The following is an 11,979-nucleotide window of genomic DNA, read 5'->3' as shown; positions in this document are numbered from 1 at the left end:
AACGATCATTCTGACGTAATTCTTCCCATGCTGGTTCAGATGCCTTTGCCAGGCTCCGTGATAGCGGGACCAGCGGAAACTGTGACGCTTCAGCCAGCTGCGGACGTCTTCTTCAGGGATGTCGTCACTGGTTACTCTGAGGCTTTTTTGTATTTCGGCACTATCGCCCGTTCGTATTTGCAATTGCCTCCAACCCGTTTAATGTTATCAGCCAGATCGTGCCCACCCCCTAAAACAATCACAGCCACACCCTCAGCTTTAAGCAGGTTGCGTGCTATCGCGTCTTCCCGTTCTGTGGCCACCTTCAGATCGTAAACCACAGTGCCATCCGGCCGCACAGGATTCGCCGCTTCCATCGCTTTTGAGTCTTCTGCCGGCAGGATCGTTTTCAGTTCTCCTGACATGACCAACCGCGGGGCTGCTCCAACGTGAAGCAGGCTCAGCTGGTGCAGAGCTTCTATCTGACGGTCTAATCGATCTGCTGGTGGCTTCCTGGTCCGTTCGTATTTCTTCATCGACTCCAGGAATTCTAAGATCCCTTTGTGGTTCTTTTCTGTGAGCCCTTCGACATAGACCGCTTTCAGGTTGTGCTTTTTGATCAATGTCCGCAGCAGTTCCATCTGCTGCTTCTGGATCTCACGAACATCGTCCAGGAATTCCAAATATTCTTTGGTTACCTGCGCATCTGAAACAGGCTTGTCACTATTGGCCCGCAGGTCGACTGCGAATTCGTCATATTCAACGTAATGCCAGTTCAGAATGTGAATGATCTTAGTGGTTTCTGCAAAAGTAGTTGCGGGAAACAGGAGCAATGATAACAGACAGAATCGGAGCACTTTTCACCTCCCGGTTTATTCTTGATATTGCCCTATATTATGTATAGTCTGGACAAGATACTCAACATCGTAACAGGCACGCTTAGATTTGAGGGCCACATGATCAGATTTGAATGCCCACACTGTGGGAACTCGATTAAAGTTAAGGACTCAGCAGCTGGAAAACAGGGGGCATGTAATAAGTGCGGCGAGAAAATCACCGTACCTCACTCGACATCGATCGTCAGAACGACACCTGAAATCGTTAAACCTGAGGAAGTGCCTGCGCATTATCAGTCTCCCCCACCGTCTCCTACAGTTTATCAGCAGCCCCACTCTCCGAATGTGTCTGTGAACATCAAGCAGGAATCGCGCGCGGCAAACAGTATGGGAATCGCGTCTGTGATTCTCGGAATATTGGCATTCCTGCTTTGCTGGATCCCGTTTGTAAACATTCTCGCATTCGTTCTCGGTAGCATCAGCGCCCTGATGGCGGTTATTGGGATCTTCCTGGGAATCTCACGTAATGGCTCAGGCATTGGATATTCGATCGCGGGTGGTGCACTGTCTGCGATCGCACTGTTTTTCTCTGCTGGTTTTTTCCTGGCTCTTTTCGGCAGTGTCGCTGCGGTCAGTCAGGCTGTTGATACTGCTAATCAAGCCAGAGAGAGACGGCAGGCAATGGAGAATGCCTTAGTTGTAAATGACAAAAATCAGAAACAGCAGCAGGCCTTACCAGCCCCAATGGATCAACCCAAGAAACCAGCTGATAAGTGGGCAGGCAAGGGACTGACAGCGACTGTGGGCGATGTGACCGTAGAAATCCTGGGGACCGACATCAATCAGATCCAGTTTAAGGACATCGCCGATCGACAAACTGGCACAAGCGAAGAGGAATTCCTGCTGGTGAAATTGAAAATCACCAATAACAGTGAAGTAAAAAAATATTCCTATTCACCATGGGAAAGCGCTCGTTATGGGAATGACCCACTGTTGACTGATGAGCACGGAAACTCATATGTCGCCAAGAGCCCAACATTTCAGAAGATTGTTGGCAGTGTTAGATATAAAGAGCTCTATCCTGGTGAATCAGTCGAGGACCTTTATGTCTTCGAACGCCCGGTCGGCAAAGCCAGCAAATTTAAAATGAATCTTTACTCAAGAGACTTCACGGGAGGCGAGCCAGTTCTACTGAAATTCGCCTGCTCTAAGGAGTTGATTGCGGAAGCAAAAACTCAGAGTGAGAAAAATCAAGCTGACTCAGAAAAGCCCGTCATGTTAAGAGGAGCCCCCAAAACAGAAGCTTCACCTGTACCTGAATTCAATAATGTTTCAACAGCTGGCGGCATCAAGGCAGAAATCACGAAAGTAGCGGTTGAAGAGTTCGAGGGCAAAGAATGCCTGGCGATCCACTTGAAACTCACCAACAACAGTGGATCTAAGCAGACCTACAGCACCTGGCAGAGCAAGTATTACAGCTCCGGGGACCTGTTGACTGATGACCTCGGAAAGGCTTATGAATCGGTTCCCGTGAAACTCGATCCCCAAACAATCGAACCGGATTCAACTATCGAAGATACGCTCTATTTTGAAAAGCCTGATCCGAAGGCTACAAAATTCAACCTGTTTCTCTATCCCCGAGCATTCACAGAGAAGCAGCCTTTGAACTTTAAGTTTAAGAATTAAATGAGATCAGGAGAGTCACAATTTACACAGTCATCACTGAAAATGACGAATCCCAATGGGATGATGTCACAGGAGAAGCCTACCACTTCCCAGCGATTTACCAGGGTTTAATAAAACCCGGTACCGAAATCGTCTACTACAAAGGGAAATTGACGAAAGCCAAGTATCGACCTGAGCGACTCTCTGATCATCCACATTATTTTGGAATAGCTCGTACAGGAGAAGTACGCCCAGATATCGATTCTAAGAACAGCTTCTTCGCTGAAATCACTGATTATAAACCATTCCAGCGGCCGGTCCTGGCGAAAATAAACGGTTCCTACATTGAGCAGATTCCAGAGAGTAAAAAAAGCAATTACTGGAGAGGTAGCGCTCGCCAGATCGAAAAAGACGTCTTTCTTAAAATCCTGTCCTTAGCGTCAATCGAAAACGGATACATCGAAGAAAATACCAATGATGATTTTCAGGATTTGGACGCAATCCAATTCAGCAGTCTTGAAGGTGAGGCCCGAGTTGTCACCCGAACTGAATACAAAAGAGAAAGAGAACTACGAGACGCTGCCATCGAACATCATGGTACGACCTGTAAAGCCTGTGGTTTCAACTTTGCTGAAGTTTATGGAAGCCATGGTGCTGGTTATATCCAAGTGCATCATCTCGATCCACTGAGCGAGTCTAAAGGTATTCGTCGCACCGACCCTAAAACCGATTTGACTGTTCTGTGTGCGAATTGCCATATGATGGTACATCGGTATAAAGACAATTTAATCAGTGTCGATGAATTGAAACGAATAATCGCATTAAAATGAATCAGGTGTTAAATGATTACACGAGGTTATTTAATCGGGGAAATTGTTGACCAGTTAAGCACGATCGCTCAACAGGTCGAAATCCGAGGGAAATTAAATTTATTAGATATCAATACACACCTGGAGAGTTTCTTTAAAACAATTCTCAATCATGTGTTGAATTTGAACCTGACAAATTTGAATCAAGATGTCAGTAACGTTCCAGCTTTGGATCTCCAGGATTCGTCTTCAGGAACAGCAATTCAAATCACATCACTCAAAAGTTCTGACAAGGTAAATGATGCCGTTCAGAAAGCTCTTGAGTTGGAAACACCACCTCAAAAACTTATCGTTTTTATTATTGGTCATAAACAGAAAACATACACATTAGACGAAACAACCGAACAAGCAGATTTTTTTTCAAGGGATAACATCTGGGACATTAACACCCTGGCCAAAAAACTAATTGACCTAGAACTAGATACCTTACACACAATCTACAATTACATCGTGAGAGAATGCACAAAAGTATTAATAGAATTAGAAATACCTAATACCGATGGCGAATATCCAACTTCATTGATTAATCTCATAGAAGTAATACCTAGGCCTAAAATATCAGATTTTAGTTTTCTATTTCAGTATTTGGAAGAAAACAATTTTGATCCACCATGCAGTCGAGAAGAAGTCATAACAATCATGACTGAATACTCTGAATGCTTGTCGAAGCTTCCTCGTATTACGCGTGAATTCTACTCAATTTTAATGGAGCGCAGGGAGCAGGGATCGTTCGAAGACTCATTGAGAGTAAATTTAAACCGAATCAATAGGTATTGTGAGAACACTCCTATAATTGTTAGAGAAGAATTGATAATGCTTCAAGAGTACGATTTGATAAGAATCAATATTCCTGATTACGAAGAAGCCGCATATGAAAGTCCTTATATTTATATTGACGAACAAAAATATTCTACCCTATCTTACATAGTTGATTTCATTGAAGCTGGAAATCTCAGTTTTCAGAGAGCAATTGTATTTTTAGATTTTTCAGATTTTGGAGTAGAGCTACCTGAGGTTTCATCCTGAAAAAGATTGCCATCTTCAAATTGGTTGAAAGTGAGAACTATTGCATATGAGGATAATTCATGTTTGCGGTTATTCTGCAGTTGGAAAGCATCACTTAATTAGAAAGTTAAAAGCTGCGAATCTGCAAACTGCTGATAAGCGGACACCTCAGCAGAAATACTTTATGACAAAGTTTGGACTCGTCGGAAAATGTCATTTTCCGGACCCTGTAAGCACACAATTAAAAAGGGAACTATCTCACCTACAGGAAGATATCGACTCGCTGATTCATAGTGGTGATGGAGAGTGTGACACTATCGTTCATCGTTGGCAGTTTTCTTCTACAACGATTCCTGTCTATGTCAGGAAAAAGGATCCAGATATCATACAGAGTACAATTTTGATCTGGTTGGACCCTACGATTCATATTAGAAATACCGTCACGAATCGTACGAATCCTCATTATTCGGAATGGTCAGTGGATAGTTTGAAGAATGCGTTTCGTAAAACTTTTCAGCAGGTCGTCTATAGCGCAAAAGAGGCAGTGGGACTTGAGACTCCAGAAAATACCAAACAGATCGACCTGGAATCTTCTATAGAATCTCTCGCTGATCTTAATGTTTCAGTAGTGACCCCCATCTCTCAGAACCTTTATGGCGATGTGGGAAAAGAGAGTTTGAAATCAATTTTATGCGATAAAATTCTTTAAATTTTCTGCAATTAGGTAAACCCGATCCTGCCCCCAATGCTCACAGGCACACGACCAGTTACACAGTCGCTTCCAGTGGTCTCCCATCCCGGTGAAGAAATACGGGTCATAGTCGTTCTGGCTGCTGGGCAGGGCGAACACATGCTGTTTGATCAGCTCTGAGCGTGTCACCAGACAGCCAAACCCAGACCCCCGCATTTCGGTTACCTGTGGCTCACCTGGTCCCGGTGGTGTCGCTTTCTTCGGTGGCTTCACGTTCTTCACGCCATCTTCAACCCAGACAATCGGCTCGCCGTTGTAGCGTGACTGATACGGCGCTGTGACGGCCCCGACTTCATGAGTGAAGTTTCTCATAAGTCGGTCTAAAACATCGTCAGGGGGGATGATGTCATCCTCCAGAATCCACACATACGGCGTTTCCAGCATCGACCGCAGCTGGTTATAGATTTTGCACATCGACAGCCTGACCTCATCATAGTGTTTCCGCTCCCTGCGGTTCAGGTCCGCCAGTCCCGGCGTGCCGACATCCAGCTGCACATGTCGCACGTCTTTATAATCGCAGTTAGCAACCCACCCCCTGACCATTGCGGAAAACACAACATCGCGGCTGGTGTCCATCAGGATCAGCTTGATTTGATCATGGGGCCAAGTCTGGCGCTCGAGGTAATCACGGAAGCGGGGCCACATCCATTTGCGACCGGACAGCGGAACGAACAGCGTAATATTGTGATACGTGAGACCATGGGACAGATAATAAACCTTTCCCGGGTCCATCGTCACGCGAGTCTGAGACATTGACTCCTTGTGCCGGCGGTACTGCAGCACGGCCGTCTGCTTTCTGAAGTCCCAACCGTCCATCGCAATGCGTTGAAACAGCCAGTAATCCTCAGGCATGTAGCGTTCATCAACGTCGATGTTCCAGGCGTCTGTCAGTGTCAGCGCCTCCCGTCTCACGAAAGAACAGGTACTGACGAAATTCGGCCCCTTGAACAGTCGATCGACTGAGAAGTCAGGAAAGTTCGTTCTGTGGTTGTAAATCCCGAAGTTCTGGTGGTCGCAGTAGACCACCCCCACGTCCTGATTGATAAACTCTCTCAGACCGCACTCAATGAAGTCTGGGGGCAACATGTCGTCTGCATCGAGAAACAACACGATATCCGACCTGGTAGCCACCACGCCGTCCCTACGGCTGAAATGGGCGCTGCGGTTCTCCACTCTCAGGTATTGGACACCGCGGTCACTGAATGACTCGGCAACCTCTTGCGTGTTATCCGTGCTGGAGTCATCAACGACGATGATTTCAGACGCCGGACAACTTTGGTTGAGTGTGCTTTCCAGGCACTGGGCCAGAAACCTGCCGTAATTGTGGCTGGTAATAATGATGGCCACCCCAAAACTGGGCTCTTTCTTCTGTTCGGTTTCTTTCGTCTGTTCAGGGACCCGCGGAACATTGCCCCACCCCTCACAGACCAGGCGAGTTTCACAGACCTTTTTCCACTCTTCACCGTGCCTTCGGCAGAGGTAATTCCGTTTAAATTTGCACTGCTGACAGAGTCGCTGTTTTTCTTCGGTGCTGATCATTGGGTGATTGACTTTCTTACGTCGATTTCTGAGCGTTTGACGTGCCTTACGTCGATGTAGGGCGGCGATAAATAGTCCCCCCGGGTGAATCCGGTGGGGTAAATCTCGCCAGTGTAATAGACGGGCTTTGACAGATCGGGCATCCCGTGCGGACCGTCTTCGTATTGGGGGATGTGCCAGGGCCAGTCGTAACCATCGGGCAAATCGTTTACTGTGATGTCGGTCACCGATATCGGGAAAATGTCAGTGGGCAGGCTGTTTGAGAATCGGTACGTTGCCCCGTCCAGGATCGGGCAGGCGAAATCTTCCGGGGAATAATACGTCCCCCTCAGCGGACTCTGAACGGCGGAAAACTCCTCGGTGCTGACCTGTAAACTACCGCCGTAGTCAATATACCCGACTCCCAGCAGTGCCTGTTCTGCCAGAGACAGACCAAACCACTCAATCAATCCAGTGGGTTCAAAATAAGCCAGCGCATAAGATGCCATCTGAACCACCGTCAGATTGATCTGCCAGTTACCAGGCGTCTTTACTTTCGAGCCGTCAAGGATCGATTCAATCCACTGGACTTTCGCCTCGTGCCGTCTGGCAAAAGCCATCCATGATAGAGCCGGCGGAGAGCTACCAACAATCGCGAGCGGTACATTGTCGATCGCATGTTCCAGATCCAGCACCCACTGTGGCCAGCCAGCTGTGGAAATGACTGAACGGTCAGGGCTGTAAATCAATTCGTTGGTCCCGTCGAAAATGCAATTGGAAAGCGTCCCGTCCGGGTCCTGTGGGATGGTTTTGTAATCAGTGTAGATTTTCACCTCACCTGAAGGGGCTGGTGGGCTCGGGTTCAGTCCGTCAAATACCCAGTCCTTATATGTCGGCACTGTCAGCTCCCAGACGGTCTCTGAGTTCTGCAGCTTTTCAGCGCAGCGTCTGCACCGCCATGTTTTGCGGGGGCAGGGCTTTCTTAAAATAGACAGACTGCAATTACATTTTCCCATGGGGTTCCCTTACAGATCCGGTGTGCCGTCGCCGTAGTAATCTCGACACTGGAGGTTCATAACGGTCAGCCCCACGTTGGGGACCATCTTGGCAAAACCGATCGAGCCGGCGGCAGCTGCGTCGCTGACCGTGTTGTCATCCGCATCGAGCGTGCCAGCCATGGGATAAGGGAAGATCACCTCGTCATCAATACGGGAGTCTTTCCAGTGCGTGTAATAAGACCAGCAGTCGAAAACCGCCTCTTCCGGTAGATCGATTTCAAACTGATCTGGAACCTTACCCGCCAGCGCCCCTACAAATTCGATCAGCCAGTGACCAGGCCAGACGGAAACAATCACATTTCCCGCGCCAATGTTGGGGAGTGCTTCCAGCTTCTGCAGCAGATATTCTTCTGTTAGCGTTTCCGTGTTCAGGGAAATCGGGTCAGTTTCGTAATCTCCCAGGGCCAGCTTAATGCTCCCCATGATGTCATCCCCGCGGAACTCGATCATCTGTTTCGTGTTCCCGTAGGGGTCCCAGTTGAATAGAGAGACAGGGACCGGTGTGTCACCGTCGACCATCACAGCGTAATACTGACCCGCGCGCGTGTCCCCGTCCAGATCGTAGTCCGAGGAACTGTATTTCTTCAGACAGTACGTGCTGTAAGGTTCGTGCAGAATGAACCGGACCGGGTGGCGCGTTGCTTCGACATTCAGTTTCCCGATATCAGGATGATTGCCGACATTCTGCAGGAACCAATTCACCATGTTATCGAGCGTTTTTTTGTAAGACCCGGTAACCTGTAATGTGTTCCAGCGTTTTGTCATAACGTGAGTACCCCGTTCATGGTGGTCTGGTAACTGGTGAACTGACCGCCGGTCCGTTCAATTCCACCCAGCCCGACATCAGAGCCGACATTGATGAACCCACCCCGTTGCGTGATCTGCTTGATATAAGCCTCGTCTTTCGGGCTGGTCGCAATGCCGACCTCGCCTCCGGTCACCAGGAGCGTTACCGTATTCGCGGAATTGACGTTCCGGATCTGCACCGCCTCTTCCCCGTCTTCACCGGTCAGGGAGTCATGCACAATGATTTCGGCATCTGTGTTGACCGGTTCGATATTGATGCGACGGCTGCCACCACCTGCCCCCTGACCGATGATGAATTTGTCCGCAGACAGTTTCAGGAAGCGGGGGAGATATTCAATCTCATCATCGGCGGTCCGGCGGGGGAGACCGATTTCTGTATCCGAGTCCTCAACAATCACCAGTGCCAAAGACAGACTCGACTGATCCAGACCATAGAGAATGTCCGGTCCGTTGGGGACGCGGACCGTGTCCCCGTCTTCAGGTAGTGTTCCGGTATCCCAGTTGGCGGCGATGTCCCAATCGTTGGGGCCTTCGGACTCCTGCAGAACGGTCGTGGCCAGAATAGTCTGTGTGGTGGTGATATCGACGTCCGGATCTCCGCCACCCTGAACGGTCTCTGCCACCGTGCCGAACTTCACTTCGATTTCGGCAACGTCTTCTCCACCCAGGGAGCCCGCAAACGTGATGAGGATATCAGATCCAGGCAACGGCCCCCCACTGGTGGAGACATCCGCAGCGCTGATCCCTGACAGCGTTTCCAGGGCAGTTTCAATTTCTCCCGCGGTGGAGTCATAGTCGAGCAGTGCGGTTACTTCGTCGCCGTAACTGAGAGCGAACGTTCCCGCCACTGGGCTGCCTGAAATGCTCAGCGTCTGAACTTCGCCCGTTCCGGAATCGCCCGTGTAAACGGTCCAGACCTGCAGATTGAGCGTGGCACCGGCGCTCTTACTGGTGGTGATCGCAAAACCGGTGTCCAGATTCGCCAGATCCCCCTTGAATTCAATCTGGAAGCCACCACCAAAGGCATACCCGTTATCGCTCCCCATGCCGAACACATCGACGTTTCCGGCCCCGACAGCAGACAGACCCTCAATGGCAGTCTTCAGATCAGCAACGGTAATGGTTGGGCTTAAATCGTCGGTCGCTTCGCCGTCAATGATGAACTTCCAGGAACCGGAAGAGGTGCCCCAGTCACTACCACCGCCGGTAAATGCTTGCTGGGTTGCAGTCACGCTATATGTTCCACCGGTCAGACCGCTGCTATCAATCGTGAATTCCGGCGATTCATTACCTGTAGTGGTGCAAAGTGAGCTGTGGAACTGAAACCGGAAGCCTTCTCCGTCAGAAAGTTTGTCAGTCCCTACGGGGCTGGAGGGGAGTTGATGCGATGCAAACACCTTGTAATGTTTATACACATCACTGTCAGCCAGGCTGGCATCAATCAGGGCCTGCAGCTCGGCGAGTGTAACATCATACGGGATATCAGTGATCTCGGTAGAGAGGGCTGATGAATTCAATTCAATCAGCAGATCCCATGTCCCCGCTGAAACGCTGGCATTACCAGTCAGGGTAATATACCCGTTCTGGTCACTGTCGTTGGCCAGGTGTGCCTGAATCGCCCAGCGTTCATTACAGCCACCACCACCGGGTGTGGTTTCGCTGATGGTCGCATCTAACACACCAGTCAGGTTCGAGTCGTCCAGGGTAATCAGATCCACGTTGGTTCCGCGCAGTGTGCCAGTGAATTCCACCACCCAGGGACCGGATCCGGACACACTGACATTCCCGGCCCCGATACCGGGCAGGGCTTCCAGTTCGCTCTCAATCGTCGCTGCACTGGCGTTAAATGCAATCGGGTCGGTGGTGTCTTCACCGTATCCCAGCGCAAACGTTCCACCGCTGCAGCTGGCCAGGCTGATGGTCTGCTGTTCGTTGGTCGATTCCAGGAGCGTGGAATCGGCTATCAGCAAAGCCACATCAGTATCAGCCAGGTTCCCCTTGAATTCGATCACCCAGGGACCACCGGCGGGTCCAGTCACTTCCACGTCTCCGACTTCGACATTCGACAGGCCTTCCATCTCGGTTTGGATTGCGCCTGCAGTGGCATCGTAGGCAATGTTCCCGGTTTCCTGCCCATTAAAGTCGAGCGTGAACGTTCCGCCGGTCACATCCCCCACCAGGGAAACCGTCTGTTTTTCGTTGGTCCCATCACCGATTAAGATGGTGACGATAAATGGGACACCAGGTACAGCCGCCGTGAGCGTAAAACTGGCATCCAGGTTGTCGGTGATGCTGACCTGAGAGAACTCCGTGATTTCGAGGGCTTTCTCCTCCCAGAGACTGACAAACGCAGCCACGACACTGAGCCGCAACGGTCCATCCGGGAACGTGTAGGAGAATGACTTCAGACCAATTTTGGCCGTCATGACCTGACCGCTTTCGATGTCCAGGGGGAGCGTGTACTTAACCTGTCTGGCGTTTGCGGGAGCCCCGCCGATCCATACTTTTTCTTCGGGCATTACATCACCTATTCAAATGGTAAAAATGAGAAGTCGGTTTGAAGGTCATCCTTGAATTGCAGCAGATGCAGTCGGGACAAGTCGAACCGGCCTTTGCGGTCGGGTTTCAGCTCGATGCGTGCCCCTTCCTTGTCCAGGAATTCCGGTTCAGTGGGATACTCTGCAGGCGTGCCAATTGTGATTCGCCGTTTCACCTTCTGGTAAACTTTGCTGTTTTCGATGGTGACATCACCCGGGGCGACACCCTTGGGAATACTCTTCAAACCGGTGTCCACTTTGGCGAGTTCGTTAAACCCGGCGCTGTAGATGTATTCATCGAATGTGCGGGGATCATGGCGCAGACGGAACGTGAGTGGGTAAAACCATTTTCCGTTTTCATATTCCAGGTCAGGGGCTTCGATGCCTTCCACCCGCAGTGTCCGCGGATCAAATATTTTCGGTTTGCCCTGTTTCTTTTTCAGAGTCACCGGGTATTTATTGACCGTTCCGTCATAGTCCCACAGCCAGTCCGGATAATCGGCGACATTTTTCTGAACGGTGATTTCCAGGAAAGGAACCCGACGATAGCCAATGACCAGGTCACCGGCCGTATTCAGTCGGGGTTTCTCATCACCGTCCAGAAATGTCGGGATCATTTCCGGGCTGCTGCTGATATCGATTCGGGCAGGACGTTTCAGAGGGTCTGGTTCCCGCTCCGGTTCCTGAATATTGGTGGAGTACTGAATCGTCACGTTGAAATCGGCAGTGTCGTCGACGCGTTGAAACTGTCGACTGACCACATGGGCGGCTTTGTCCCGGTAATGTTTGTCGCCCAGCTGGGGGCATTTGCGGTACTCGCGTATCACAATCGGATCCACTTCAACCGTCGCCAGCCTGCAGGAATAGACTTCGGTGTAATTCCGCTCCGGACCTTCCTTGTCGTCGTACCGATCCTCGAACGCCAGTTCAAAACTGAGAATGAATTGCGACATC

At 49.9% G+C, this 11,979-nt stretch carries 10 protein-coding genes; 4 read left to right on the top strand and 6 right to left on the bottom strand.

The window, feature by feature from the left end; all coding sequences use genetic code 11:
• Nucleotides 1-131 precede the first annotated feature (131 nt).
• Entirely contained in the window at nt 132-836 is a 705-nt protein-coding gene (locus RID21_RS09860; RefSeq protein WP_350188465.1) for a hypothetical protein, read from the bottom strand.
• A 330-nt stretch (nt 837-1,166) separates the two neighbouring features.
• Between RID21_RS09860 and RID21_RS09855 the strand changes: the two genes are divergently transcribed.
• The 4 genes from RID21_RS09855 to RID21_RS09840 all read left to right on the top strand — a co-directional run bounded on the left by RID21_RS09855 (nt 1,167) and on the right by RID21_RS09840 (nt 5,063).
• Nucleotides 1,167-2,501: a DUF5067 domain-containing protein gene (locus RID21_RS09855; protein WP_350188464.1), complete on the top strand. Its 1,335-nt coding sequence runs from the start codon at nt 1,167-1,169 to the stop codon at nt 2,499-2,501.
• Between the two features lie 149 nt (nt 2,502-2,650).
• Nucleotides 2,651-3,310: an HNH endonuclease gene (locus RID21_RS09850; RefSeq protein ID WP_350188463.1), complete on the top strand. Its 660-nt coding sequence runs from the start codon at nt 2,651-2,653 to the stop codon at nt 3,308-3,310.
• A gap of 12 nt (nt 3,311-3,322) precedes the next feature.
• Nucleotides 3,323-4,375 carry an SMEK domain-containing protein gene (locus RID21_RS09845; protein WP_350188462.1) on the top strand — a complete coding sequence of 351 codons (1,053 nt, stop codon included), beginning with the start codon at nt 3,323-3,325 and terminating at the stop codon, nt 4,373-4,375.
• Nucleotides 4,376-4,538: 163 nt separating this feature from the next.
• Entirely contained in the window at nt 4,539-5,063 is a 525-nt protein-coding gene (locus tag RID21_RS09840; RefSeq protein ID WP_350188461.1) for a hypothetical protein, read from the top strand.
• On the opposite strand, the gene RID21_RS09835 is transcribed toward RID21_RS09840, so the two are convergent.
• From RID21_RS09835 to RID21_RS09815, 5 genes are all read right to left on the bottom strand, one after another.
• Nucleotides 5,043-6,644 (bottom strand): glycosyltransferase family 2 protein, encoded by a 1,602-nt coding sequence (locus RID21_RS09835; protein WP_350188460.1) that lies wholly within the window; start codon nt 6,642-6,644, stop codon nt 5,043-5,045. The genes RID21_RS09840 and RID21_RS09835 overlap by 21 nt on opposite strands.
• Nucleotides 6,641-7,522, bottom strand: a complete 882-nt coding sequence (locus RID21_RS09830) for a hypothetical protein (RefSeq protein ID WP_350188459.1) — start codon at nt 7,520-7,522, stop codon at nt 6,641-6,643. The genes RID21_RS09835 and RID21_RS09830 overlap by 4 nt, the downstream gene beginning before the upstream one ends.
• A 126-nt stretch (nt 7,523-7,648) precedes the next feature.
• Nucleotides 7,649-8,446, bottom strand: coding sequence for a hypothetical protein (locus RID21_RS09825; protein WP_350188458.1), 798 nt, complete (start codon nt 8,444-8,446; stop codon nt 7,649-7,651).
• Complete coding sequence (locus RID21_RS09820; RefSeq protein ID WP_350188457.1) at nt 8,443-11,007, bottom strand: hypothetical protein; 2,565 nt, start codon at nt 11,005-11,007, stop codon at nt 8,443-8,445. The genes RID21_RS09825 and RID21_RS09820 overlap by 4 nt, the downstream gene beginning before the upstream one ends.
• A gap of 8 nt (nt 11,008-11,015) precedes the next feature.
• On the bottom strand, nt 11,016-11,978 hold the full coding sequence (locus RID21_RS09815; protein WP_350188456.1) for a hypothetical protein: 963 nt from the start codon (nt 11,976-11,978) through the stop codon (nt 11,016-11,018).
• Between the last annotated feature and the right edge of the window lies 1 nt (nt 11,979).

Source organism: Gimesia sp., assembly GCF_040219335.1.
Classification (GTDB): domain Bacteria; phylum Planctomycetota; class Planctomycetia; order Planctomycetales; family Planctomycetaceae; genus Gimesia.
This window is presented reverse-complemented; position numbering and strand designations above follow the sequence as displayed.

Bases quoted from the DNA above. Each gene is read 5' to 3' on its own strand.
- RID21_RS09845 (WP_350188462.1), top strand. From the start codon at position 3,323: ATGATTACACGAGGTTATTTAATCGGGGAAATTGTTGACCAGTTAAGC.
- RID21_RS09840 (WP_350188461.1), top strand. From the start codon at position 4,539: ATGACAAAGTTTGGACTCGTCGGAAAATGTCATTTTCCGGACCCTGTA.
- RID21_RS09835 (WP_350188460.1), bottom strand. From the start codon at position 6,644: ATGATCAGCACCGAAGAAAAACAGCGACTCTGTCAGCAGTGCAAATTT.
- RID21_RS09825 (WP_350188458.1), bottom strand. From the start codon at position 8,446: ATGACAAAACGCTGGAACACATTACAGGTTACCGGGTCTTACAAAAAA.
- RID21_RS09820 (WP_350188457.1), bottom strand. From the start codon at position 11,007: ATGCCCGAAGAAAAAGTATGGATCGGCGGGGCTCCCGCAAACGCCAGA.
- RID21_RS09815 (WP_350188456.1), bottom strand. From the start codon at position 11,978: ATGTCGCAATTCATTCTCAGTTTTGAACTGGCGTTCGAGGATCGGTAC.